Here is a 26,218-nt window from a genome sequence, read left to right as displayed (position 1 = left end):
CACCCACGCTTGCCAATTGCATCGGAGGATAGCGAATTTAGCGATTGCGCAGTTCGTGCGGCAAGCCGGGGCACGTGTTGCCAGAGAAGATCACCGAGCCCTGCTGGATCTCGCCACCGCACGCACACCACCACTACAGGCTAGTTGCTTCGCAGGCGGGGGGAACGAGATCGCGTCGTTATAGAAGTCCCTAGTTGCGCGAAAAACTCTCTTCGGCACACTGCTCGACCGCCGCCGGCTGGCTGGTGACGCGTTCCATAAGCCAGCTGTTGGTATCGCTCAACATGTTGCTCAGCAGTTCGTTTCCGCACGGGTATTGTCGGATATCCACCGCCAGGCTGGCTGCGTGCATGACCGGCAGCGACTCGCATACCTGCTGGATACCGCACGTATTGGATTCGTTGCCGTAGAGCCACAACGAGGGGAGGTCTCGAGCGTTCTCGTAATTGGACAGTGGTCGATGTTCTTGCGGAAATTGTCCGCAAATCGAAACGACTCCAGCAAAGCGTTTGGGGTATCGCAAGGCAATTTGCCAAGCCATTGAGCCGCCGCCGCCGAAACCAGCTAGAAAGATCCGTTCTTTGGCTACAGAGAACTGGGAGCAAGCCATCTCGATCGTGTCGAAGACGATTTCTTCGGCAATGGCCGTTGAAGCATTGGAGCTTCCCCAGCGGAAGAGTTTTCCTTCGGGATCGCAAGCAACGGTCCCACGAGGTGCACAGGCCACGTAGTTCTGCAAGCTCAAGGCTGGCATCACGTTCTCTAACTCTCGTTCACCGCTACTGCAACTGTGCAGCCAAACGACCAGCGGGTATTCGTAGCGTGGTTCGTAGCGTTCTGGACCAAACAGGCAGATCTGATGCTCCAAGTAGGACGGATCTTCAAGTTGGCAGACAGGGTTAGAACTTTGCAACTTTTCGATTCGACCGACCAGCTCCTCAGAGCTACAGAGACGATTTCGCATTAGTCGCCAATCTTTTAGATTCGTGGAATGTAGGACAATCACTACAGGTCCAAGACGGTGGGGGCGGTCATCGAAAAACAGCTCTACGCTGCGCAACCAACTATGCCACAACCATCCTCAACTCTCTCCAAGGGTTTTATTCGCGTGAGCATCTCAAGTCAACGTCAGAGATCGATTGGAATTCCAATTCTATCCGCTTTTTGATGCGGCCCGTCGATAAGTTCGGTGGTTGACTGGAGGCGAGCGTTACTTGGCTTTTGCAAGCATTAGCTCCCCCCTTTGTCGAGTTGCTCGGCATCGGGGAGAGCTGCAGGAGGCGATTCGTGCGTGGTCTGCCTAGCCTTAGGCGTTGACCAGCTTGCCCATCGCTTCGACCAATTCTTGAACCGCATCGACGCTCTTCTTGAAGTCGGCTTGCTCTTGTGTGGTCAACGTGAGCTCAACAATTTTCTCGACCCCGTCGCTTCCCAAGATGACAGGTACACCAACGTAGAAACCACCGACGCCGTATTCTTTGTCGCAGTAGGCGGCACACGGGATCAAACGTTTCTTATCACGAACAATGGCTTCCACCATCTGAGTCGTGGCGGCGGCGGGAGCGTAGTAGGCACTACCCGTCTTGAGCAAGCCCACGATTTCAGCGCCGCCCTTGCGAGTGCGATCCACAATCTCTTCCAACCGCTTGGCGTCAAGGAGTTGCAAGATGGGAATACCCCCAACCGACGTGCAGCTCGGCATGGGAACCATTGTGTCACCATGTCCACCCATCAGCAACGCTGAGATGTCCTCAATACTAACGCCCAATTCCATTGCTAAGAACGTTCGGTAGCGGGCGGTGTCCAACACGCCTGCTTGACCAATCACTCGGTTGGATGGAAAACCGGTCACTTGCAAGACTCGCTGCACCATCGCATCGAGCGGGTTGCTGACGACGATGATAATTGCGTTGGGAGAAGTCTGTTTCACTTGCTCGGCCACGGAGCCGACAATCTTGGCGTTGGTTCCGAGGAGATCGTCGCGACTCATACCGGGCTTGCGCGCAATACCCGCGGTAATCACAACGACATCGCTATTGGCTGTATCGGCATAGGAGGTGGTACCGCTGATCGCGCTGTCAAAGCCCATGATCGGGGAGGCCTGCATCAGGTCAAGTGCTTTCCCCTTGGGCATGTCCTCGGCCTGTGGAATATCGAGCAACACGATATCGCCGAGCTCCGCTGCGGCGCACCAGTGCGCACAAGTTGCTCCAACGTTTCCAGCTCCGACAATCGTGATTTTGGCTCGACGCATTCGAATTTTCTCCAAGGGATATACAGCTAGCTGGTCGACGACCAGACATAAGAGTTCGGGATTCCATACCGGGAAATTTCCCAGTGCAGTTGTTTCGCACCGCAATCGTTTAAAGTGCGGAAGCTGGCGGGGTTGTAGCGGTTAGTGCGTCTAAAGCAGGACGCCTCTAGCTCTCCGGTAGCTTGCGTGGTGGTGCCAAACCATCCATGCATCCGAGTATGAGGTTCGTGGCAAGCCAGTCAAGCCGGGGAAGCTTGCAAAGTAGACGTGACGGCTGGAATTGCTTCCCCAACGAGCTTGCCAGAAGCGTCAGCGGGCTGGCAGAAACTGAAATCCACTGCCTTGATCCGAACAGAACAAGGTTTGCGTGGCTTCAAAATAGTGCAGAAATTGAGTCTGCATTTCAGGCTGGTTCAGCACGCCCAGTTCGCGACCTGTGGCTATGTCCCAAAACCGCAGCGTCCTATCGACCGAAGAGGAGACTAAGGTAGCCCCGTCATCGATGAAAATGCAGTCAGTGATAGCTTCTTGATGCCCCCGCAGTAGGATGGGTGGTTGCAATCCGTCGGTCGATAGCACGCGTAGGGTGCGATTGGATTGCACGATTGCAAGGTGATCTCCGGCTGGAGAGAATGTCGCCAGTCGGAAGAGACTTGCCGCCGATGACGCTTCGGCTAGGGGAGCGAGTTGCGGATCTCGAATCTGGTAGATCGCACCCTCCGCAACGACCAGGACATCCTCTGTTTGCGGCACTTGCAAGAGTTGCTTGGCATCCTTGGTGGGAAGCCAAAGCGTAGATTTGACTTGGTGCGAATGCGTGTCAATTAGCAGAAGGTGGTTTTGGTAAAGCGCATAGATTGTTTCACCGAGATGCAAGAGGTCTTGGCAATCTTGCTCTGCATCCGACGCCGGCAGACGGTTGCGGACGGACCCCGTTTGGGCGTCGAGGAAGAGCAGTTCTGCTTGTCCAGCAGCGACGATCAGGTTTTCCGAGCCAACGGAGCAGATGCGTCCAAACTCATCACAGGGATGTTTGGCGAGCACGCGGCTGGGGGAATCCTCACCATTGAATTCTACGATTTCGCCGCCCTGCAAGCGTAGATACATCTGGTCTGCGTAGCGATTGACTGCCCATACATCGGAGACTTGAAGAGCGGCTGGCGGCAGCCCAGCGATGCCTGGAGCGGGGGGAATGGGGCGAGGCACTTTCCAGAGCCGCACATCCCCATCTTCGGAAGTGGTCACCATCTGGAAGGTTGCTGGTTGCAACGCATTGCTGTCTGGTCGCAACTTGATGCTCGTGATGCGTTGATCGCTGGCTTGAATTACCTGCGGCGGTCGAAATTCGCCGGCGTGTTCCGCTTCGCGGGCATGCCAGACTAGCATGAGCCCTTCGTCACATCCAGCGGCCACGACTCGCCCGTCGTGGCTGATGTCGACGCAGCGAATTCTTGCCGAAACGTTATTCAAGCGTGAGATTTTTTCGCCACTCGGCCATTCAAAGATCGCGATGTCATCGACGCCTGCGACTGCGATCCACGACGTTTCGGAACCGGGACGGTGCCCCGAATAGGCCAGCACATTGGGACTGAATCCACATTCGAAATCCAAGTTGCGTTCGCTAGAGGTGCTCAAGACGCGGAGTTTGGCCGCACCTCTTGTGTGGCGATAGATGCATGCCAACCATTCTCCTTGATCGAGGAAGGCCAACGATTCATTGCGTGAGTCGTTGGTTAGGTTGCGAATGGATGCGCCGTCTGCGCTATGAAGCTGAAGCTCTTGATAGCGATCGGCCGAGGCGAAAAACTCACCATTGGGAGATACCGCTAGCGATTCCACCGTAGTCCAATGCCATTTCCAATTGGAAATTTCATTGATTGTTGCAAGTTGAGTAGGCGACTTTTGGTTGTCCAAATCGCGATAGGCGACGCGGTGAACACCCGTGGGAGCATGGATGCCGACCAGCATCCAACTGCCATCGGGAGCGACCGCAACCGCATCGAGTTTTCCTCCCATGGTATGGCGTCGCAATTCGGTACCTGCCTCAAGATCGAGCTGGTGCACCTCTCCGTCATGCCCTACTGAAAGTGCTTGTCGACCACCGTCAAACAGAGCGCTTTCAGTCGCCATCCCGCTGTGGTACGCTAATAAGATCGATTCCGGTGGAGCCGTCAGTTTGTTGAGTAGCCGCCAGCCAAAGCCGCGAAGATCCGGTTCCGCATCCTCCGCTGCGTAGGGCTCCAGCAGCTTTCGCGCGGTTAGGAACTTGCCGGATTCATAGGCCTTAAAGGCGACCGCCATATCCGATACATAGAGTTGTTGTTTCAGCTGGCTTTCGCGAGTCGCCAATTGCTCGTTGGTGATCCGTAGACGCTGGTTGGAGTGCTGCAGTTGCAGGTTGACGTTTCTTAAAGTTTTCGAGTTGAGCGACTGAACGATCAAGACACCGGCGATGGTAGCGCTGACGCCAACGAGCGTTACCAAGGCTACCAACGGATTGCGTTCGCTCCATCGGTAAAGGCGTTCTCGCCAGGAGGGTAGGCGGGCGAGCGTTGATTCTCCGCCCGCGAAACGGCGAAGGTCGCTGGCCAGTTCTGCGGCGCTGACGTACCGGCCCGTTGGCGAGAACGCCATCGCTTTGAGCGTGATGGCTTCAAGTGCTGGAGGGATACCCGAACGCACTCTGCGAGGGGGCGTTAAGTCGCCTTGCACCACGCCGAGGAGTATTTGATCACGGCTACCCAGGTAGGGTTTTTGTAGCGTCGTCAACTCAAACAGGGATGCACCAAGGCTATACACATCCGTCAGTGGGCTGACCCCTTCGGTCGATCCACTGGCTTGCTCAGGGCTCATGTAGGCCGGGGTCCCCAGCACGTCTCCCGTCAAGGTGAGTGCGGTGTGTTCGTTGCCGAGGGTTGCGAGCCCAAAATCGGTCAGCCAAAGTTTGCCTGAATCGTCGCGGAGGATATTGGACGGCTTGATATCGCGGTGGATGACGCCCGCCAAGTGGGCTGCATGCACGGCATCGGCAATGTTTGCGATCGAATGTGCCAGATCCTCAAAGGCTATGCTGGGAAGAATTTTCTTGTGCTCACACTGCGTCGGCTCATCATCGTTGGCAAGTGTCGCCGACTCGGTGGCCTGCCGGCATCGGGCTTGGTCGGTGATTAGATCAGCCAGCGTTTGCCCTGCAATCAATTCCATGGCTAGGAAATGGACGCCTTGATGCTCTCCCGATTCATGCAATGGCACAATGTGATTGTGTTTGAGCGATTGAACCGCTTGTGCCTCCCGCCGAAATCGCCTTAGATGCCTACGCTGTGCGCCGTAGCTCCGCTGCAACAATTTGAGAGCGACCGTCTTGCCCGTCTGAGTGTGGACGGCTCGGTAGACCACACCGATTCCTCCACGACCAATTTCGCTCAGCACACGGTAGTCCCCTACGACGCTTCCCACATGCGATTCCGGGGGGGCGTGCGATTCCGGATCTTGATATTCTGGTGAGAGATCGGTAGCCACTTCCCCATCGAATGCCGTCGGCGTTTCGAGCCTTTTCGATTTAGAGGAGTCGGGATTAGGCGTCATTTTCGACGATCCATGGCTTGGGCACGCTGCGGCACGCTGGTATTGATCCTCATGACGATTCTAATCTAGCAACACATCGCTCGTGAGCCAAAGAGTTCGGAATTTTAACTGAAAACTAAGTTATGCGCGGCGATCTTCTGTGGCGACGCGATGCATCGGGCGAAAAGACAAAGTACAGCAGGACACCCAAAAAGCAAAGCGTTGCTCCTGCCAAGCCGTAGCCAAACCATCCGATGGGGGCGGAGGTCACTCGAATTGGTGGCGTCGCCTGCGTGAGCTTAGCAGCTACGACTAGCGGAGCCGCCTGTCGCGCTGCTGCCTGAGTCTGTTCGAGCATTTCTGAGTGGTAGGACCACAGGCGGTAAAACCTGCCTTCAAGCCAAGCGTAACCTCCCAGGTCCCAACTTAATTCCCCCTCAGTCCCTCGCTGAGCTTCCACCAACTCGGAGCCGCCACTAAGCACGATCGTAATGGGGAATTCCCCTTCGAATTCAACGAATTCTGTGTCGCCATTCTCAGCAAGGTCTGAACCGGGCATGGCGTATAGAATGCGTTGGTTCCCGAGCTCTACAAAACCGTCGATTTGAAAGTATTCGTCTTTTCCGAGTGCTTTGCGGTCGGCTGGAGCGGAAACTGGAATGATACTGCAGGAAACCAGCCGGACACGCCAGCGTACTCGTTCTCCCAGGCTGTCCCGAGGCTCTGCCAATGCGTTTTGGGGAGTGAGCTGGTCGGGGCGTGGCTCGACGGGCTGTCCCGTCGTTGCAGGGCCAGCGTTTGGTGGCGTCTCAGTGCGTACGATGCGCAACATGGAATAGAAGGCTGAGGCCTCGTCCTGCTGCAATCCCCGTTGATTGCGACTGCGGACCAAGTCGGTCTGAGCTAGGTCCCACCCCTGTTCTCCCAGTTCCCGTAGAGTGGTAGGTATCGCTGGTTTGAGGTCCGCCTGCGATACGGATTGGGGGAGTAGCCATTGCGGAGGTGCTGCAAATAGGCATGTGGGGAGTTCGGCCTCGGTTGCGTCTACCGCCCCCTGCCCTTCGCTGTGGCGCCAAACAAGTCCTTGTAGCCGCGCAGGCTGCCGAAGCGTCCCACCGCCCAGCCAGAAACTGGGAACCGATGCACAAAAAACGTCGACGCTCTGGGCTGCGGCCGTAGTCGACGACTTCGGTGGCTGCTCGCCTGAGCCCTGCGGATCATCGCGAACGCGGGAGTTGGACCGCGCGGCGCCAGCAAGCAGGCTATCCGGTTCCGTGCGAAGGAAATCGGGCACTACTTCTAGCTGGAGATGGTATAGACGCTCATTGCGGACGGCGTACCAGGACTGCTGCTCTTCGGTCAATGAAACAGGGGAGACGGAGACGACGAAGCCAGCGATGGCCCGCGGCTCAAGGCGGTCGCTGGCTGAAGCGTTCTCTAGACCATTGAATTCAAGGGTAGGCAAGTTGTTGACTCTCTGCCAACCCAGCTGTGTTAGGCTGCGCATCGTTTGCAGGACGCCCACGGGAACGGGCGGGTTGCCGCCTGCTAAATACGTTTCTACCTCCTGTCCAAATTTGGGCGAGAAGATCGGCTCGAGCTTTTGGCGTGCCAGTGAATTCAGCGCGCTTAAGCTTGAGGCATCCGAGTTACCCCAGGGCGGGACGGGACCAACTGGCAGACCCTCGCTTGCTTGTGGGGTGTCTTGCTTGCGGCGATCCGGATTGCCATTTGGACCGGGCATGCCAAGCCTGAGCGTGGGCTGCTGGGCGGGGCCTGCTGATTGGGACACTGCCGATTGGGACACTGCTGGCTGGGGCGCTGCTGGCTGGGACGCTGCTGGCTGGGACGAAGCGGTGGTCAGTAGGTCTTCGGCGTGGACCTGAACCGCTTCACCTCCCAGCCAAAGTTGTTGGGCCAGAAGCAGGATGCACCAGCCTCCCAAGGTTGAGGGAGGGGGCCTCCGTGATGCGTCCGTTGACTTGGCACCGACGTTGATATTCCCTGGACGCGAGGCTGGAGATTGAGGAAGGCGACGTGTGGAGCGACGCTTCCAATTAGACAAAATCGGTGTGAGGACCAGTCCACTTGCCAGCAAACCCAGCAGGCCCGCCCAAAGGAGGTCTCGCCGTATTGCAGCGGGTTCTGCCGTTTTAAGGTTGTTCTCTGAGTGTGTTTCTAGCAGCTGGAGCGAGGAGGCAAAAAGCGTTGGTGCCACTTGTACGCCAGACTCCGAGGCGTACGCCAAACGCTTGCCCACCACCCCAATGACTTCAATTGGAATGGCTGCCGCCCCTGAAGGACTGCCGGCATGGGTAAGGTGCCGTGCAACTGGATCGAGCGTATAAACCGAGACTGGTTGACTGGCTTCATCCTCCCCCCGCATCCACAGCTGCCAATAATCGACGGCGGATCCGCTGAGCTCATTGATTCTCTGGCGTTGTTCGGCGCGATGGACGGAGCCTCGGTAACGCACCTGGCTCCCCTTAAGATCTCCTGCCGTGGATTCCAGTTGGAGCGTGTTAGCAAGGGGGGGCTGGGAGAGAGACTGTGGGGCTGCCGGCGCTGCGGGACGCTGCAAGAGACGCCAGAAAGCAACCGCTTCACTCGATTTCCAGACCGTTCCGTCCTCCGTGCCTTCGACCAAACGCCCGTCCAAATAAGTGGTGATCGAGCGGCGAAATTCCTCGCTAACCGAACTCGCCTCTGACCCCACCCCCTGGTTGAGTTCCTGCCACCACTGCTGCCACTCTCGTCGGAATCGTTCGAATTGGGGGCTCCAAGCTTGTTGCGTGGAAACAGCCTGTTGTGCGGAATCTGGGCTCGTGGGCAGACGGTCTCCCTGGGCGCTGGATTGCTGGAAGTCGTCCCACAATTGCTCCAAGCGTCGGGTCGATTCATCTTGGAGTGAGCTGTTTTCGAGTGGGGCTTCGGCGCGGCGTTCCACTGGGGGCGTGGCCGCATTCTTGTGTTCGGGAGGGGTGCCAAACCAGCTTCTTGCCAAGCTGGCAATTTGCGTGGCCGTAGCGTCTTGCAGCAAACGCGGCACAAGATCGTTGCAGGTAAGCTGCCAAAGTTCGGCGGAGGATTGTGCAAGCGCGGCATGCTCCCCTGCAGTCGTCGGTGGCAGGGGGACGGGTGGCAGGGGGACAGTGCCTGCTGGCGGAGGGACTCGGTTCAATTCCTGCTCGGTACTGGCGGAGTCCAACGGAACCCCCAACGCCTTGAAGGCTTGCCGCACGTAGCGAGGGTCGGTGGACTTTTGCATCATCACGATCACCAGCGCCAATAGGAAGCACAGGGACAGCAGCCGCCGTGAGCCAGCAACGTTCGACGCAACTCGCTGGCGGCTTCGCGATTGTCCATCCGAGGAGTACCACCGCTCTGATCGAAGACGCACCATGCTGACTATTGCCTCGAACTCAAAAGAGCTGATATTGGACTGTTGTGAGGTAAGAGACGCAATAATTCACTGCAGCGAACGGATTCAGCGGTCGTTTGCAAATGCCGTCGTCATAACTCTTACAATTGGTAGAACCGTTTGCGTGACTTAATACACCGAGTATAGGCCTAGTCATAATATGCCAAAAGCGGCCGGTTCCTAGAACAACATTTGCTTGAGTGTACCGCGCAATCAAGCTACGCTAGAAAAATGGGGTAGACTTATGCTCGTAATCTACTTTTCTCACGCTCCACCTTCTCTTCCGACACTCGACCCGCTGCCTACGCCCATGAGAGCGATATTGACTTGTCTGCTGAAAACCACTCTGACCGCAGTGTTATGCTGCGGGGTGCTAATGAGTCCCGCGAGCAATTCGTTGGTTCAGGCAGAGGAGCCCTACCAGCGTTTCTTGGCGAAGTTGCAGAGTGAACAGCTTTTTGACCTAGCCCTACTTTACCTAGATGACCTTGAGGCCTCTGGCGAACTTGGAGCCGAATTCGCCTCGGAACTGGAATTGGAACGAGGTTTGTTGACCTACCAAGCTGGGGCGGTGCTCTCCCCTACCAATCCAGTTCGCAGTAGCAAGTTGGATGAAGCGGGTTCTCATTTGCGAAAATTCCTCGAGACCAAGCCGAATCACAATCGGCGTGGGGAAGCTCGGCTCAAACTGGGGGAGCTTCTTCTCATTCGCGCTGAGGAAGCCAAGACGCTGGCGGGTTCCGAAGAGGCCGACGTCCCCGAAGCTATTCGGTACTACACCGAAGCGCATGAACTGTTTGAATCGACGATCGCCGAATTGGCTCAGCGACTGGAGGGGCTTAAGGGAGCTCGGGTCGCCGCCTCTGACTCGCGTGCAATCGCCTTTCGAGAGCGAGTTCAGCAAAATCTAAGACAGGCGCAGTTGTTGTCGGCCAAGGCCATTGACGACCGGGGGCATAGTCGGGCGGTGGAAAGTCCAGAACGCATCCAAGATCTAACTCGCGCTTTGGAAATGTTCAGCGAGCTCTATACCAAAGAACGCAGCATGATTGGAGTCCGCAATTATGCGCTCTTCTACCGCAGCAAGCTCCAACAGGAGATCGAGAAGTATGACGATGCTATTGATGGATATCAACGCATTATCGATCTCGAGAACGTCAATGTCCTGCGGCCTTTACAAACCAATGCATTGACCGAGCTGGTGCAGCTACTCGCACGACAGGGGAAGTATCCTGTAGCCGTGGATCGGGCTGATAAATGGCTGAGCAATTTATTTCCAGATGAGAAGGAATCGGTGGATACGCTCAAGCTCAAACTGGCGCTGGCCAAAGTGCGGTTGGCTTGGGCCGATAAGCTGAAGGCCGCCGATGGTCAAGACCGCGTTGCCGGTCGTCTGATTCGCAATAGTCGAAACGACCTGCGCGTGATGTTGAGAACGCCGGGTGCACATCTTGAAGAGACCCGAGCGCTGCTTTCTCAGCTTGGTATCGCCGAAGAGGACGCTTCAGGCGAAGAGCTTCCCAAGGTAAAGTCGTTTTCCGAAGCAGTGGCAGCTGCTGAAGAACGACTCAACCGCTCTGAAACGGCGACCATCGAATTGCAAACCCTTACCGATAGGCAGCAGGATGCGTCGTTGACGGAGGAGGAAAAAAACGAGGTCACTGCGCAGCTCACAGCCCAGCAGACACAAATTGACCGCGACCGAGAGCAGGCGATCGAACTGCTTCAAACCGGCTTTCGCCTTTTCCAAGCTGAAGATAGCCGGGCCGATTTAACCCATTCCCGTTTCCTGTTGGCGTACCTCCTCCTCAAGCAGCATCGCCCTTGGGATGCCATTGTCGTTGGAGAATTTACGGCGCGCAGCGATCCCGGCAGCGAACAGGGACTGAGGTGTGCGGCCATTACGCTCGGAGGTTATGGAGATCTACTCCGCACCGTGGGTGAAGAGCAGCAGGCGCAATTGACCGCAGCGCTCAAGCCGTTTGCAATGTATCTGAGCGACACTTGGCCCGCATCGGAAGAGGCCGCCGCTGCTACGGCGGCGCTGGTGCAATTGCATTTGAAAGCTGGACAGTGGGAGCAGGCCCAGGCACTGCTGAAACGCATTCCAGTGGAGAGCAGCAGCGGGACTGCGTTGCGCAGGGATGTCGGATTGACCCTCTATTCACAATACCTTCAACAACGAAGGTTGCCGGATGTCGACGCTCAAAAGCTGCAGGATACGCGCTCACAAGCTATTGAATTGCTGTCGAATGCGAGTGAGGCCTTAAAGCCCGAGGCAATCGTGGAAGCGGACATTTCAACCCTCAATGCACTGACGCATCTCTTGCTATCGGACCACCAAATCGACCGAGCGACTGCAATTCTGTTGGATCAGGAGACCGGGCCTTTGGCTGTTTTAAAAGCCAACCCCGATCTGGCCTCTGCTTCGATTGCGATGGATAGTTACCGCATGGCGATTCAGCTGATTGGCAGACAAGTTGCAGAGGGGAAGCTAGAGAATACGGCGGCTAACGATCGTATTCGTTCCTACATTGTGAGTCTTCAGGGCGTAGCCAATGCGGCCACCGATGGCCAGACAATCCTTGCAAGTATTTTTGTCAGCCTGGCTCGCGACTTGGAGCATATGTTGCAGGAAACAACATCCGCAGCTAGCCGCCAGCGTTTGGCCAGCCTTTTCACGATCGTCGCCGGAGAGGCGGCCAAAGCCGATGCGTTTAATACGCAATATTGGGCCGCCGATACGCTGTTGTCAGTCGGGGACGAATTGCGTCGTGATCCTAAGACTCGTCCCCAGGCTGGGCCCGCCTATGCGGAAGCCGCCAACGTCTTGGCCAGAATCGCCGACCGTAGCAAATCTGAACCTGATTGGATCGAAGATTCAGCCATGCAAACGCAAGTCAAATTGTTGTTGGCACGCAGCCGAAAAGGGGCGGGCGATTATGCTGGATCGGTCGCCGTCTTGGGGGAAGTGCTGCGTGAAACTCCGATGTTGCTCGATGTGCAAATCGAGGCGGCTCGGACGCTCCAAGCCTGGGGTAGCACGAAACCGATCTTCTTCAAGACGGCCTACGAAGGGGGGCCCCGAGACCGTAAGACCGGTCAAAATCTCTTTTGGGGATGGGGAAAGATTGCCCAGATGACGGTCGGTAAAGAAGACTATGCAGAACAATTCTTCGACGCCCGCTATCAATTGGCTTACACGCGGTTTAAGTACGGAGCCAGCCTCACCGATGCCACGCAAAAGGAGTCTGTTTTACGGCGAGCCGAAAAGGATATTCAGCAAACTTCGGCACTCTATCCTGAGCTTGGGGGGCCGGCTAGCAAGGCAAAGTTTGAGGCCCTCCTGAAAGAAGTTCGCAAGGCGATAGGTAACGGTTAGGAGTGTCCGATGAATCGGTGCCCGGGTCGATCTCGATCTTGTCTCCACAAAGCAGTCCCTTATTCAATCGATTTATGAACCATTTTGCAGGTTTGATTTTCCGGAATAGCACCATGCACACCGTCGCTTCCCAAAACGTCGCTCCCAAGAATATTGCCGCCAGGGATCCCGTTCGCAGCCATCTGCGGCTCGCACTCGCCCTAGGCTGTGCCTTGGTATGCGTTGGTTTGGCAGTGCGACCCGCAGACGCAGATGATCGAGTGTATCCCGTTCAAGGCTCGCTGGTGTCGGGGGACCTCCAGAAGATTACACCGGCCCAGGTAACGATTACCGTCCGCAATGAGCCTAAAAACTATCAGTTAAGCGATGTGCGGAAAATCACCTTCGACGATGAACCCAAGGAGCTCGATCGCGCCCGCGAGCAGGTCTTGTTGGGGCAATTCGATCAAGCCCTGGATGAAGTCAACAAGATTGAATTGAGCAGTATTCAGAATCCTCTCATTCGTCAAGACATTGAGTTCTACCGCGCGTACTGCGAGGGGAAGTTGGGATTGGCTGGAGCTGGTGACAAGAAGAAAGCCTACGACGGCTTGATGGCGCTCGTGCGGGCTAATTCGCAAACACACCACTTCTACCCGATCTGCGAAATGCTGGGGGAACTGGCTGCCGCAGCGGGGCAGAACGCCAAACCCTTTTATGAGAAACTCTTGGAGGCACCCTCACCGGAAACCATCGCGATGGGAGTGTACCGTTTGGGGGAAGTCGAATTAGCAGCAGGCAATACCGCAGCAGCCAAGACCCGTTTTGATCAACTAGCGACCGCCCAGAGTACTTCGCCCGCGATGACCCGCCTAAAGAACTTGGCGGAGGTTGGGTTGGCTGTTTGCAAATTGCAAGCTGACGATCCACAGGCGGCCCTTGACCAACTCAATTCCATGGTCAAGACGGGCGATTCGACCGATCAGGAATTGTTTGCTCGCATTAGCAATGCCAAGGGAGCCTGCTTCCTTGCCATGAAGCAACCCGATCGCGCCATTCTAAGCTATCTACATACCGACTTGTTGTTTTTCACCGAAGCCGATGCCCATGCGGAAGCTCTGTATCAGCTGAGCAAACTATGGCCTGGGGCAGGACAGGCGGCGCGAGCCGCAGATGCTAAAGCCCGATTGACCCAACGCTATGCATCCAGCACTTGGGCCAACAAACCCTAAAGAGAGATGCGTTAACTAGCGCTCACAGAGCATGCCTGATCGATCTCTTGGGGAACCAACTTCCATCCCTTTAATCAACCCACGCGATTAACACCTTATCTTGCTGGCGTGATTGTCAGCCCGTTTTCTGGAAAAATACAACTATGCAATACTCTCTGCTAGCTCGCTGGCCATTCGTAGCCATTCTATTGGGACTCTTTCTGGTACCGGCCCATGTCTCGCTGGGGCAAGATGAATTGCTGGATGCGTTGGGAGAGCAGCCCGCTGCAGAACCGGCCCCGGTCGCCGATGCTCCAGCGGACGACGCACCCGCGCCAGGGCCTGCTGGTGAGGCGGCTGAATCGGGTGGGCAGAAAGCTTCTTCCAACTTGTTGGTGTGGACGTTTCAAGCGCTCGGAATTCCCTACACCGTAATCTTTGCTGCTTTGTCGATCACGCTGGTGACGCTAATTGTCATGAACTTGATTGCAGCTCGGCAAGACAATATTTGTCCACCCGATTTGGTCGAGGGGGTGGAAGAGCAGTTGGCAGCAAATAATCCTCAGGGAGCAGCCGAATTAATTCAGACTGACGACTCTTTCTTGGGGCAGGTTGTTGCATCGGGGCTGTCGAAGATAGACCGAGGTTATGAGCATGCCGTGGAGGCGATGCAAGAAGTCGGCGAGGAAGAGACCATGAAGCTCGAACACAACCTGAGCTACATGGCCTTGATCGGGAATATCAGTCCGATGATCGGGCTGTTTGGGACCGTCCAAGGGATGATCAGCGCTTTCCGAACCATTGCCACCTCGGGGTCGACCCCGAAGCCCGATGCGTTGGCGATGGACATTTCCACGGCTCTGTTCACCACGCTGGCCGGTCTGGCCGTCGCTATCCCCGCCATTGCGGTTTACAACATTCTCCGCAACCGCGTGCAACGCCTGACGCTGCAGGTGGGCGTTACCAGCGAAGAACTCCTAGAGCGTTTCCGAGCTTAAGCAAACGGTTGTGTACATCGCCTACTGTGCCTTTTGCAGGGAAAACACGATGAGAGTTCAACGATGAGAATTAAGCGTCAGAATACTCCGCAAGCCGAAGCGGATTTGACCCCTATGATCGATATGACGTTCCAGTTGATAGCCTTCTTTATGGTGCTCATCAATTTTTCGCAGAGTGAGCAAAACGACAGGGTGGTGCTACCAACGAGCGAATTGGCCAAGCCCGTTGCGGTACCACTGGAGTATCCCATCATCATTCACATGACGCGCGATGGCACGCTAGTCATTGGAGGCGATGAAATCCCCTTGGAGGCGCTACGCTCTCGGATGTCGCCTGAAATTGCGGTGATGCAACTGGATAAGAAGACGGCTCGGGATGCGAACATCATCATCCGCGGGCACCAGACGGTACCTGGAGGCCGCGTCCAAGATTTGATCAACAAGTGTCAGGAACTTGGCTTTGAACAATTTGCACTGCGCGTGAAGGAGGAGATTTAGATGAAATTCCGCCATCGAAGTCAAACGGCTGACAAGACCGAGTTGTCGATGACATCCATGATCGACATCGTTTTCCTGTTGCTCGTGTTCTTTGTGATGACTTTCAAAATTAGTGCCCAAGAAGGGGATTTTAATGTCAAAATGCCTCTCGAGGGAGTCTCGGGACCATCCGACAATACCCAGTTGCCGCTCAAGCTACGGTTGATCTCTAACGGAGCTGGCGGACTGCAAGAAATTGTGCTCAACGACAATCTTTCCTTCGGTACCGACTGGGAGAAATTGCGGGGGTATATCGTAGGACTGGTCGGGGACGCGGCTGGCCCTGGCGAAGAGGAAGGCCCGGAAGTCGAGATCGATCTCGATTACGATTTGCACTACGTGCACGTCATCTCGGCAATCACCAGTGTCACTGGCTACCGTAGCGGGAATGACATTGTCAAATTGATCGATCGCATCAAATTCGCCAAGCAACGCAAGTAAGTCTGCGAGCCGCGTGTTTGCCATTGCAGAAATCCGACGAGGGAATCAAACAATCCCTAGGAGACTCCGCATCCGCTTGCTCCGCCACTAAGCCCTGAGGCGGGCACGCGAACGGTGCGAATTAAACGAGTCAACGCGCTGCTTCGTCGCACTCCTAGCGGGCGCAATGTATGTGTTCTTTGGCTTGCTCGCCGGTAGTGTGATGTTCTTGATTGCAATCTCGCAGATCGCGTTCGCCGGTAGCATTGCAAGCGCAACGGTCCGTTTGCTAATTGGCGGTAGCGGGGGGGCTGAGTTGTCTCACCGGTGCTGTATGGTCTGATAGGCTTGGTAGCTGGATTTGTCGGGGCGTTGCTCTACAACAACTTCGCTGCTCGCGTAGTGGCTGGCATTCAATTGGATTTAGAGATGTGACGCATTGGCGTCACGCGCGTGGGTGGAATTGACGGTGAATCCGCTTCAGGCGTGAACTTTCGACTTGGGTGTAAATCTGCGTCGTTTGGATGCTAGCGTGCCCCAGCAATTCCTGGATCTGCCGCAAGTCGGCACCGCCGGTGAGCATGTGAGTCGCAAAGCTATGCCGGAGGGTGTGCGGGCTAATTTCTGGATCGACATCAGCGCGCAGAGCGTAGCGTTTGACCAATTCCCAGATTGCCTCTCGCCGCAACCGTTTGCCAGTCCGTGAGAGAATCAGCCAGGGAGTCTTCTCCGGCAATTGCTCTCCAACCAGAGTGCTCCGCAGCTCCTCGAGGTAGAGCCGAATCGCCTTGGCCGCCTGCTCCCCAATAGGGACCATCCGCTGTTTCGAACCCTTCCCTTCGACCAGGCAGTAGCCTTCCTTGAGTTGCACGTTAGCCGTCAGCAAGTTGGAAACCTCGGAAACACGGCAGCCGGTGGCATAGAGCAGCTCCAGGATGGCGCAATCACGCTGCCAATAGGTATCGTATTTCTTGGGAGCTTGAAGGAATCGCTCGACCGCCGCGGGGGTAATGGCCTTGGGGATCCGCTGCCACATCTTTTGCGATTCGAGCAATTCGGAGGGGTTGTCTTGCACGACCCCCTCGAGCTGCAGATATTTGAAAAACATGCGAACGGTGACGATGGCCCGCGAGATGGAGCTGGGCGCCAAGCCTTCGGTTTGCAGCCAAGCGACAAACTGGCTTAAGTCCGCCATTTGTAGCTGTTGGACCGGTCGCCTATCGCACCACCGTAGCAATCGCTGCAGGTCACGTCCGTACGATTCGACGGTGTTTTTGGCTAGATGGCATTCGGAGCGGAGGTAGTCGGTGAATTTTTGATGCCAGTCGGAGGAGGTCTCCAGTGCTAGCTCGGGAGGTGCGGTCGCCCCACCCTGTTCACGTAATTTGCGGAGTTTACTTGCCACGCTTGCACCTTAATGTTCGTGGAGAGAACGTCAGTCTGCCAATCCTACAAATTCCCTCTACAATCGGCACGATCGCGGTTAACGGTTCCGTGCTGAGTTGATACATTGCCCATACTTGTAATTGTCGACGCTAGACAGCAGCGGTAGTCGATCTGCCACAATACTTTGTCCAATCAGCTAGACTTCCTGCGCGACTGCGCGCATTTGATCGAATGCGAGGTTTTTCCCGATGAAGATTTTGGTCATAGGTGGCGCGGGCTACGTGGGCTCTCACACCGTCCGCCAGTTGGTTCGCGCGGGGCACGAGGTGTGGGTATACGACAATCTCTCTCGGGGCCATGCTGCCAGCGTTCCCGAAGGCAAATTGATCGAAGGCGAAATCTCGGATCGCGCTCACCTTGAAGCCATCTTTGCCAAGCACCGCATCGAAGCGGTGATGCATTTTGCCGCCTTCGCTCTGGTTGGGGAGTCGGTCGCGCATCCGGCCATGTACTACCAAAATAACGTGACCGCTACGCTGGATCTATTGGAAGCGATGCGGTCTGCAGGGGTCTGGCGGATCGTGTTTTCCAGTACCACGGCAACTTATGGGCAACCCGAAAAATTTCCGATTGCTGAGACCACGCCACAACTTCCGATCAATCCGTACGGGTTCACAAAACTCGTGATCGAGCATGCGTTGACCGACTACGCGAAGGCCTACGGTTTCGGATGCGCCGCCTTGCGTTACTTCAACGCTGCGGGGGCCAGCCCAGACGGAGATATCGGTGAGGACCATGATCCGGAAAGCCACCTCATCCCCATCGTCTTGCAGACGGCGCTCGGCCAACGGGCCCGCATCGGGATTTTTGGTGACGACTACGCTACGCCCGATGGAACCTGTATTCGTGATTATATTCACGTCGACGATTTGGCCGATGCGCACCAACGCGCTCTGAGTCATCTCGAGCCTGGCACAAACATTCAGGTCAATCTCGGTACGGGGCGAGGCCAGAGTGTCTTGGATATCGTGGAGGCATGTCGTAAGATTACTGGGCACCCCATCCCCGTTACCTTGGAGCCAAGGCGGCCAGGTGATCCGGCCGAGTTGATTGCCGATAGCTCCTTGGCACACCGCCTGCTGGGGTGGTCTCCCAAGTATTTGGAAATTGAAGAGATCGTGGATACTGCGTGGAAGTGGCATCAGTCCCACCCACGAGGATACGCAAGCTAGACTCGCCACTGACATGCAACCGATCATTGTTGAGAAACCCTATCGCTTCATCTCGCCCTGCCGGAGTGGTTGGCCCTCCTCGATAATTCAGGGAACGAGACTCGTCGATGGCTATCTCAATTACTTTGAAGGGGTTCAGTCGTACGAGATTCGCGGGGCTGAACATCTGCGTGACTCGCTCGCTCAACGGCGTGGAATCTTGCTCGCCCCCAACCATTGCCGCTACGCCGATCCGCTGGCCATGGGATGGTTGGCGCGCACCGTGGGCGTCCACCTGTTCGCGATGGCTAGTTGGCATTTGTTCAATCAGCACTGGTTTCAGGCACTAGCCATTCGCTTGTGTGGTGGTTTCAGCGTGTACCGCGAGGGGCACGATCGTCAATCCTTAGAAACCGCCATCGGCATTCTGACCGAGGCCAAACGTCCTCTCGTCGTGTTCCCGGAAGGGACCGTCTTTCGCACGAACGATCGGCTGCAACCGTTATTGGAGGGAGTTGCATTCTTGGCGCGAGCCGCTGCTCGCAAGCGTCAGGCGGTAGACGGTGGGGAAGTCGTGATCCATCCTGTTGCGATTAAGTATCTCTTTCGCGGGGATCTGGAACGCACGACGCATCCGACGCTACAGTCCTTGGAACAGCGTCTGCTTCTCGGCAAGCCACTTCCGGAAGCTTCTTTGGTCGAACGCATTTATCGGCTCTACGAAGTCATCCTGTCGATCAAGGAAGTCGAGTACTTCGGCGCGTCGCAGGCAGGGACTTTTCAGATGCGCCAACAGGCGTTGATCGAGCGATTGCTGCGTCCCTTGGAACAGCAATGGTTGCAGGGCTTCCGTGGAGAAGCTGGGCAGGGTAAAGAGCCGGGGGCCACGCTGGCTCAAGGCTCTGGCGGACCATCTGGCATTGTTGCCGTGGGTGATTCCACCAGCGATGGAAGCATAAAACGCCAGCTCACGCTGCTGCCCCGCATAAAGCATCTCCGAGCAGTCATCGTCCCGCAACTTTTACGACAGAAAGTGCCCGAGTCCCGCCGTGGCGAGGTCTGGCAAGCCCTGTCGGAGATTTACCTCGCACAGCAGATTGCGTCGCACCCCAGTGACTATCTCGTCTCCCCGACGGACACTCGCATTCTTGAGTCTGTTGAACGCATTCAGGAGGATGTCTTAGACCGCGCCACAATCCCGCGTCCCTTGCATGCGGTCCTGCAGGTGGGGGCTGCTATTGTGGTTCCGACCGACCGCCCTCCCCGTGGCGAACGCGACCCGATCATGAGCCAGCTCGAGAGCTCCTTGCGTGAGATGCTGGGGCAGTTGTCGACGGAAGCGAGGCCCTATGAAGCGGGTGCTCTCAGCACGGTGCGGTAGAGGCCGGTTGGTGACCGGTTCGTGCTCTGCTGGCTTCGCGTTTCCTGCCAGTTGGGATGAGCCCGAACTGGCAGGGACGCAATGGTTGGAGCTTTGCTCTAGACGGTGAGTTGCACCAGAGCTTGGCCTTGGGTGACTCCAGGTGCCGGTAGGGTGCTGCCGCCTTGCAGATAGATATCGATTGCTCTGGCAGCACCACGCCCCTCGTTGATTGCCCATACGACAAGCGACTGTCCGCGCCGACAATCTCCTGCAGCGAAGACCTTTTCGACGTTGGTGGTGAATCGTCCATGCTCGCCGACAAAGGTTTGCCAATTACCACGAGGATTCTGTGTCTCGAGGCCGAGCATTGTGGCGACTTCCAGTTCGGGGCCGACAAATCCGGTGGCAAGCAAGACCAAGTCGGCAGGCCATATCTTTTCGCTGCCTGGCACTTCGCTAAAGGGAGCTTTTTCTCCCGGCTTGCTCCAGTCGACGGAAACGGTCTTCACCCCAGTGAGCTTGCCGTTTTTATCACCGATGAACTCCTTGGTGAGAATGTTGTAGGCGCGAGGGTCTTCACCCCACTTCGCCTTGACTTCCGCGTGGGAGTAGTCGAGTCGATAGATGCGCGGCCATTGCGGCCAGGGGTTGTTGTCGGCGCGCTCTACGGGAGGAGTATCGAGCAATTCAAAATTGGCAATGCTCTTGCAACCATGTCGCATGGAGGTACCGATGCAGTCGGCACCGGTGTCGCCGCCGCCAATGACAATCACGTCTAGATCTTTGGCTGATGTGTAAGCACCGTCGGCAAGTTTAGAGTCGAGAAGACTCTTGGTGTTCCGTGCCAAGAAATCCATGGCGTTGTAGATACCCTTCAGATCACGACCGGGACAGCGCGCGGTGGGATCGAAGGACTTCGTCGCACCCGTAGCCATTAACAGGGCATCGAACTCTTTCAACAAGTCATTCGGGTCGATGTACTGCATTTTGCAGCCACGCTCCTCCATGATCTGCGTCATGTGTCCTGCGGGGAAATCCTCTTTCTTACCCACATGTGCACAGGTAACAAATTCAATTCCCTCGTCCCTCAGCAGTTGGACTCGCCGTTCAACGACATCTTTGCCGAGCTTCATCCAGGGGATTCCGTACATCAGCAAGCCACCGATTCGGTCGGCACGCTCGTAGACGGTCACTTGATGTCCCACTTTGTTGAGCTGGGCGGCCGCGGCCAGGCCAGCGGGGCCGGACCCGACCACAGCGACACGCTTGCCGGTGCGGGAGGTTGGTGGTTCGGGTTTCACCCATCCCTCGGCAAAGCCGCGGTCGATGATGGCATTCTCAATGTTCTTGATGGTCACTGCTGGTTCAATAATTCCCAGCACGCAAGCACCTTCGCAGGGAGCGGGGCACGCTCGTCCGGTGAACTCGGGGAAGTTATTCGTCTTGTGGAGTCTTGCGAGCGCCTCGCGCCAACGCCCACGGTAGACCAAGTCGTTCCATTCGGGGATCAAATTCTCAATGGGGCAACCCGTCGCCGATTGGCAGAAAGGCACTCCGCAATCCATGCATCGGGCACCCTGCGATTGGAGATGTGCGGGATCTCCTTCGGTGAAAATCTCGCCGAAATCGCCAAGTCGTTCCATTTCATCGCGGTAGGGAAGTTGCTTGCGAGGAATCTCTTTAAATCCAGTTGGCTTGCCCATAACTTACTTTCTGTATGCTTATTCCAATCAATGTCTGCGTTAGGGTGGGGGGCGAGGGTCTGCTCTACCCCCCTGCTCTTCTCCCTCCCCGCTGGTTGCTGCGGGGGAGGTGAAGCTGCAAAGTCTCAGCGACCAGGAGCCTACTTGATGACAGCTTCGCTGTGCACGTCGGCCTCTTGTTCCTCGTCGTGCTGCGACCGCTCCAGGAGAACCCGTTTGTAATCCACGGGCATGACTTTGACAAAGTTCTTCAGGGAGGCAGGCCAGTCTTGGATGATCCGTTCAGCCACCGTGGAGCCGGTGAACTCGCGGTGATCGGTAATCATCTCCAGCAATTCGGCTTTGTCGCGATCTTCCACGACTTCTTCAAGCAGAACCGTGCCCAAGTTGCACTTGAGGCGGAAAGCTTCCAGGTCTGGTGCCCACACGTAGGCGATTCCGCCCGACATGCCGGCCGCAAAGTTTCTGCCGGTGGAACCCAGGATGATGACGCGTCCGCCGGTCATGTATTCGCAACCATGATCGCCAACCCCTTCGACGACCGTCCAGGCACCACTGTTGCGAACGCAGAATCGCTCGGCTGCTTTACCGCGGAAGAAGGCGCGACCCGTGGTGGCCCCATACAGGCAGACATTCCCAACCAGGATGTTTTCTTCTGCCGCAAAGGAGCTGTTCTTGGGAGGGTAAACAATCAGCCGCCCACCGGACAGCCCCTTGCCGACATAGTCATTGCAGTCGCCTTCCAATTCCATAGTCAACCCGCTGACGGCCCAGGCCCCAAAGCTTTGACCTGCTGAGCCGTTGAACTTGAGGTGGATGGTGTTGTCTGGCAGACCGTCGGCGCCCCAACGCTTGGTAATCTCGTGGCTGAGGATTGTGCCAACGGTTCGATTCGTATTGACGATCGGCAATTCCATCTCGATCGGCTTGCCATCCTGAATCGCAGCCTGACAGCCGGGAACTAGGGTGGTGGAATCGAGAGAGATATTCAACCCGTGGTCCTGGAGTCGCGTGCAGATAACGTCGGAATCTTCACGCAGCTTTCGGGCGGGAGTGAGCAAGGAGGTTAGGTCGATACCGTCGGCTTTCCAGTGCTCAACGGCCTCTTCGACATCCAGCACGTCCACTCGACCGACCATCTCATTCCAAGTGCGGAAGCCCAACGCAGCCATATGCGAGCGAGCTTCTTCCGCCACCATAAACAGGAAGTTGACGACGTGCTCTGGCTTGCCCTTGAATTTCTTCCGCAAGACGGGATCCTGAGTCGCAATGCCCACGGGGCAAGTGTTGAGGTGGCATTTACGCATCATGATGCACCCGAGGGTAATCAATGGTGCGGTGGCAAAGCCGATCTCCTCAGCCCCTAACAATGCACCGAGGACGACGTCGCGACCGGTTTTCAAACCACCATCGGTTTGCAGCACGACTCGGCTCCGCAGGTCATTCATGACCAGCGTCTGATGCGTCTCTGCAATCCCCAGCTCCCAGGGGAGGCCGGCGTGTTTGATACTGGTCAGTGGCGATGCCCCGGTTCCGCCAGAATCGCCGGAAATTAGGATGTGGTCCGCCTTGGCCTTAGCAACTCCCGCCGCTACCGTGCCGACTCCGACCTCGGAAACCAGCTTGACGCTGACTCTGGCTGAAGGATTGGCATTCTTCAAATCGTGGATCAGCTGGGCCAGATCCTCAATCGAATAAATGTCGTGGTGAGGGGGAGGGCTGATCAAACCTACTCCGGGAGTGGAGTAGCGAATGCGGGCGATATTGTCGTCGACCTTATGGCCAGGCAATTCCCCACCTTCACCAGGTTTTGCACCCTGAGAGATTTTGATTTGAAGCTCATCTGCATTGGTCAAGTAGTTCGCTGTGACTCCAAACCGTCCCGATGCGATTTGCTTAATGGCGGAACGCTTGGAGTCCCCGTTGGGCATGGGGATGAAGCGTTCTGGATCTTCGCCACCTTCCCCGGTATTGCTCTTTCCACCGAGCCGATTCATCGCGATAGCTAAGGACTCGTGAGACTCGGCCGAAATCGACCCGAAGCTCATGGCACCGGTGCAGAATCGTTTGACGATCTCGCTGGCCGGTTCAACCTCTGCCAATGGAACGGGACCGCCGTTGACATTTTCTCTGAACTTCAGCAAGCCACGCAAATTGCAACGCCGGCGATTTTCCGTGTTGATCTCGTCGGAATAGGCCTTGTACGCATCGCGACTGTTGGTGCGGGCTGCCGCTTGCAGATTCGCAATGCGAGTAGGAGTCCAACCGTGGCTCTCACCTTGGGCACGCCAGTGAAACTCACCGGGGTTGGATAGGGTAGGCAGTGCGAATTCCTTGCGGAGCGGAAAGCCGATAGAGTGTCGCCGGAGTGTCTCTTCAGCCAAGACACTAAAATCGACGCCTTGGACGCGACTCGGTGTATGGGTAAAGCACTTGTCGATCACTTCGTCCTTGAGCCCGATGGCTTCGAAGATCTGCGCGCCTTTGTAGGATTGCAGCGTCGAGATGCCCATCTTGGCCATAACCTTCAGAATGCCCTTGGCCACACTCTTGCGGTAGACGGCCACAATTTTGCTGTCGTCCATGCCTTCCTTGGATTCGATGAGCCCATCTGCGTTGGCTTGCCACAACGCTTCGAAGGCCAGGTAGGGGTTGATGCCATCGGCACCATAGCCCACCAGCAGGCAGAAGTGATGCACTTCTCGCGCCTCACCGGTCTCAAGGATGATCCCAATTTGCGTCCGGAGGCTGCTATCAACCAGATGGTGATGGACACAACCCGATGCCAATAGAGTTGGCAACGGGACGCGATCTGCACTCACGGCACGATCCGACAGGATGATTAAGGAGAAGCCAGCAGCAATCGCCTGTTCTGCCTCTGAACAGATGCGGTCCAGTGCTGCCATCATGCCCGCTTTGCCTTCGGCACGTGGGAAGGTGATGTCGATCGTCTGCGTTTTCCAGCCTCGATGGTCCATCTGCTTGAGCGAAGCGAGCTCTTCGTTGGATAGGATCGGGTGTGGAATCAATAGCCGATGGCAATGTTCGGGAGTCGCTTCTAGCAAGTTCTGCTCTGGCCCGATGTAGCACTCCAGAGACATGATGATCTCTTCGCGAATGGAGTCGATCGCGGGATTCGTCACCTGTGCAAACAATTGCTTGAAGTAGTCATACAGCAATCGAGATTTGTCGCTCAAGCAAGCCAACGCACTGTCATTGCCCATTGAGCCAACGGGATCACGCTTCTCACGAATGAGGGGGAGCAGCATGAATTGCATGGTTTCGGTAGTGAAACCGAAGGCCTGCATGCGGGCTAGCAGCGTCTCGGGAGAGAATCCATGGGCATCTGGGGCCTGGGCTAGATCATTCAACTGGATGCGTTGGTCGCACAACCATTGTCGGTAGTCCTGTTTGGCGGCGAACTTCTGCTTCAGTTCTTCATCAGGAATCAACCGACCCTCGTTGAAGTCGACCAAAAACATTTGTCCAGGTTGCAAGCGTCCCTTGGCTTTGACGTTGGCAGGATCGATCGGCAGCGCGCCCACTTCACTCGCCATGATCACGCGGTCATCGTGCGTGATGTAATAGCGACTGGGACGCAATCCATTACGATCCAAAACAGCGCCGATGAAATTACCGTCGGTAAAGCTAATGGAGGCCGGCCCATCCCAGGGCTCCATCAGGCACGACTGGTACTCGTAGAAGGCACGCTTGCTCTCGGACATGGTGTCATGCTTCTGCCACGCTTCGGGCACCATCATCATGACTGCCTCTTGGAGAGAGCGGCCGCTCAGCAGCAAGAACTCCAGCACGTTGTCGAAGGTTCCGGAGTCGCTGCAGTCGGGTTCGCAAATCGGATATAGATCCTTGATCTGCTCTCCGAACAAATCACTACTGACCTTACCCTGACGTGCGGTCATCCAGTTCTTGTTGCCCCGTAGCGTATTGATCTCGCCATTGTGGCTCATGTAGCGGAAGGGTTGCGCGCGATCCCAACTCGGGAACGTATTGGTGCTGAACCGGGAGTGCACCATCGCCAGGTGTGTGGTGAAATCGGGGTCTTGCAAGTCGGGGTAGTAGGGCACAACTTGAGCCGTGGTCAACATGCCTTTGTAGATGATGACCTTCGTCGACAAACTGCAAATGTAGAACAGCTCGCGTTGCTCGATGGCTTCATCGCCACGCAATAGATGACTGGCTCGCTTGCGAATGATGTACAGCTGACGCTCGAAGTCATCGCCCGCCAGGTCGCCCCCGGCGGCCACGATTAGCATTTCCATAAAGGGTTCGGCGGCGCGTGCCGCAGGCCCGATGTTGGCCGCATCTGTGGCTTGAGGTACCTTCCGCCAGCCAACCAACTTCTGACCACACTCAGCGATTAGCGCATTAATGGCCGTTTTGCAGGCTTCCCGTGCAGCTGCAGCCCGGGGTAGGAAGACGATGCCTGCCGCGAATTTTCCCGGCTCGGGCAACGTTGCACCAAGCTCCGCTTGGGCCACCTTGGCTATGAACTCGTGCGGAAGTGCGGTCAGCATTCCAGCACCGTCACCAGTATTGTCTTCACATCCGCAACCGCCACGGTGCTCCATCGCCATCAGTAAGACGTGTGCATCGACGACGTTCTGGTGGCTGCGCTCGCCTTTAATATGAGCCACAAAGCCAACACCACAAGAATCATGTTCAAAGGCAGGGTCGTAGAGGCCGTGAGCGTCTGGCAGATGAGTTCCTGGTTTCATGATTCGGTCCGATCTGTACTTGATAGTTTCTATGCAATATTCTTTGATGTATC

14 protein-coding genes are annotated in these 26,218 nt (G+C 56.3%); 7 read left to right on the top strand and 7 right to left on the bottom strand.

Annotated elements, in window-relative coordinates:
* Window positions 1-190: 190 nt before the first annotated feature.
* The 4 genes from Q31a_RS25550 to Q31a_RS25535 form a co-directional block, all read right to left on the bottom strand.
* Complete coding sequence (locus tag Q31a_RS25550) at window positions 191-964, bottom strand: alpha/beta hydrolase (protein ID WP_145084326.1); 774 nt, start codon at window positions 962-964, stop codon at window positions 191-193.
* A 342-nt stretch (window positions 965-1,306) separates the two neighbouring features.
* Window positions 1,307-2,254: a malate dehydrogenase gene (gene mdh, locus Q31a_RS25545; protein WP_145084322.1), complete on the bottom strand. Its 948-nt coding sequence runs from the start codon at window positions 2,252-2,254 to the stop codon at window positions 1,307-1,309.
* A gap of 309 nt (window positions 2,255-2,563) precedes the next feature.
* Complete coding sequence (locus tag Q31a_RS25540; RefSeq protein WP_145084318.1) at window positions 2,564-5,839, bottom strand: WD40 repeat domain-containing serine/threonine-protein kinase; 3,276 nt, start codon at window positions 5,837-5,839, stop codon at window positions 2,564-2,566.
* Between the two features lie 115 nt (window positions 5,840-5,954).
* Window positions 5,955-9,221 carry a hypothetical protein gene (locus tag Q31a_RS25535; RefSeq protein WP_145084315.1) on the bottom strand — a complete coding sequence of 1,089 codons (3,267 nt, stop codon included), beginning with the start codon at window positions 9,219-9,221 and terminating at the stop codon, window positions 5,955-5,957.
* A gap of 262 nt (window positions 9,222-9,483) precedes the next feature.
* On the opposite strand from Q31a_RS25535, the gene Q31a_RS25530 reads away from it, so the two are divergent.
* The 5 genes from Q31a_RS25530 (at window position 9,484) to Q31a_RS25510 (ending at window position 15,787) form a co-directional block, all read left to right on the top strand.
* Complete coding sequence (locus Q31a_RS25530) at window positions 9,484-12,621, top strand: coiled-coil domain-containing protein (protein WP_145084313.1); 3,138 nt, start codon at window positions 9,484-9,486, stop codon at window positions 12,619-12,621.
* A 113-nt stretch (window positions 12,622-12,734) separates the two neighbouring features.
* Entirely contained in the window at window positions 12,735-13,832 is a 1,098-nt protein-coding gene (locus Q31a_RS25525; protein ID WP_145084310.1) for a tetratricopeptide repeat protein, read from the top strand.
* A gap of 143 nt (window positions 13,833-13,975) precedes the next feature.
* Window positions 13,976-14,809 carry a MotA/TolQ/ExbB proton channel family protein gene (locus tag Q31a_RS25520; RefSeq protein ID WP_145084306.1) on the top strand — a complete coding sequence of 278 codons (834 nt, stop codon included), beginning with the start codon at window positions 13,976-13,978 and terminating at the stop codon, window positions 14,807-14,809.
* A gap of 63 nt (window positions 14,810-14,872) precedes the next feature.
* Window positions 14,873-15,307, top strand: coding sequence for an ExbD/TolR family protein (locus tag Q31a_RS25515; RefSeq protein ID WP_145084303.1), 435 nt, complete (start codon window positions 14,873-14,875; stop codon window positions 15,305-15,307).
* The gene (locus Q31a_RS25510) at window positions 15,308-15,787 is read left to right on the top strand and encodes an ExbD/TolR family protein (protein ID WP_145084300.1); all 480 of its coding nucleotides are present in this window, start codon (window positions 15,308-15,310) and stop codon (window positions 15,785-15,787) included.
* Window positions 15,788-16,211: 424 nt separating this feature from the next.
* On the opposite strand, the gene xerD is transcribed toward Q31a_RS25510, so the two are convergent.
* Window positions 16,212-17,171 (bottom strand): site-specific tyrosine recombinase XerD, encoded by a 960-nt coding sequence (gene xerD / locus Q31a_RS25505; RefSeq protein ID WP_145084296.1) that lies wholly within the window; start codon window positions 17,169-17,171, stop codon window positions 16,212-16,214.
* 229 nt (window positions 17,172-17,400) lie between these two features.
* Between xerD and galE the strand changes: the two genes are divergently transcribed.
* The gene (gene galE, locus Q31a_RS25500; RefSeq protein ID WP_145084293.1) at window positions 17,401-18,384 is read left to right on the top strand and encodes a UDP-glucose 4-epimerase GalE; all 984 of its coding nucleotides are present in this window, start codon (window positions 17,401-17,403) and stop codon (window positions 18,382-18,384) included.
* Window positions 18,385-18,397: 13 nt separating this feature from the next.
* Window positions 18,398-19,744: a 1-acyl-sn-glycerol-3-phosphate acyltransferase gene (locus tag Q31a_RS25495; RefSeq protein ID WP_145084290.1), complete on the top strand. Its 1,347-nt coding sequence runs from the start codon at window positions 18,398-18,400 to the stop codon at window positions 19,742-19,744.
* A 98-nt stretch (window positions 19,745-19,842) separates the two neighbouring features.
* Here Q31a_RS25495 and Q31a_RS25490 read toward each other — a convergent pair whose 3' ends face one another.
* Window positions 19,843-21,429, bottom strand: a complete 1,587-nt coding sequence (locus tag Q31a_RS25490) for a glutamate synthase subunit beta (protein WP_145084287.1) — start codon at window positions 21,427-21,429, stop codon at window positions 19,843-19,845.
* Between the two features lie 140 nt (window positions 21,430-21,569).
* Window positions 21,570-26,165 carry a glutamate synthase large subunit gene (gene gltB, locus Q31a_RS25485; protein ID WP_145084284.1) on the bottom strand — a complete coding sequence of 1,532 codons (4,596 nt, stop codon included), beginning with the start codon at window positions 26,163-26,165 and terminating at the stop codon, window positions 21,570-21,572.
* Window positions 26,166-26,218 lie beyond the last annotated feature (53 nt).

It is taken from the genome of Aureliella helgolandensis (assembly GCF_007752135.1).
Lineage (GTDB): Bacteria > Planctomycetota > Planctomycetia > Pirellulales > Pirellulaceae > Aureliella > Aureliella helgolandensis.
The sequence above is the reverse complement of the archived record's forward strand: the minus strand, read 5'-3'. Positions and strand labels throughout refer to the sequence as shown.

Excerpts from the sequence above, each read along its gene's own strand:
- Q31a_RS25520 (WP_145084306.1), top strand. The coding sequence starts at position 13,976 with ATGCAATACTCTCTGCTAGCTCGCTGGCCATTCGTAGCCATTCTATTG.
- Q31a_RS25550 (WP_145084326.1), bottom strand. The coding sequence starts at position 964 with ATGCGAAATCGTCTCTGTAGCTCTGAGGAGCTGGTCGGTCGAATCGAA.
- Q31a_RS25515 (WP_145084303.1), top strand. The coding sequence starts at position 14,873 with ATGAGAATTAAGCGTCAGAATACTCCGCAAGCCGAAGCGGATTTGACC.
- Q31a_RS25535 (WP_145084315.1), bottom strand. The coding sequence starts at position 9,221 with ATGGTGCGTCTTCGATCAGAGCGGTGGTACTCCTCGGATGGACAATCG.
- galE (WP_145084293.1), top strand. The coding sequence starts at position 17,401 with ATGAAGATTTTGGTCATAGGTGGCGCGGGCTACGTGGGCTCTCACACC.
- gltB (WP_145084284.1), bottom strand. The coding sequence starts at position 26,165 with ATGAAACCAGGAACTCATCTGCCAGACGCTCACGGCCTCTACGACCCT.
- Q31a_RS25510 (WP_145084300.1), top strand. The coding sequence starts at position 15,308 with ATGAAATTCCGCCATCGAAGTCAAACGGCTGACAAGACCGAGTTGTCG.
- Q31a_RS25495 (WP_145084290.1), top strand. The coding sequence starts at position 18,398 with ATGCAACCGATCATTGTTGAGAAACCCTATCGCTTCATCTCGCCCTGC.
- Q31a_RS25490 (WP_145084287.1), bottom strand. The coding sequence starts at position 21,429 with ATGGGCAAGCCAACTGGATTTAAAGAGATTCCTCGCAAGCAACTTCCC.
- Q31a_RS25525 (WP_145084310.1), top strand. The coding sequence starts at position 12,735 with ATGCACACCGTCGCTTCCCAAAACGTCGCTCCCAAGAATATTGCCGCC.
- Q31a_RS25530 (WP_145084313.1), top strand. The coding sequence starts at position 9,484 with ATGCTCGTAATCTACTTTTCTCACGCTCCACCTTCTCTTCCGACACTC.
- mdh (WP_145084322.1), bottom strand. The coding sequence starts at position 2,254 with ATGCGTCGAGCCAAAATCACGATTGTCGGAGCTGGAAACGTTGGAGCA.
- Q31a_RS25540 (WP_145084318.1), bottom strand. The coding sequence starts at position 5,839 with ATGACGCCTAATCCCGACTCCTCTAAATCGAAAAGGCTCGAAACGCCG.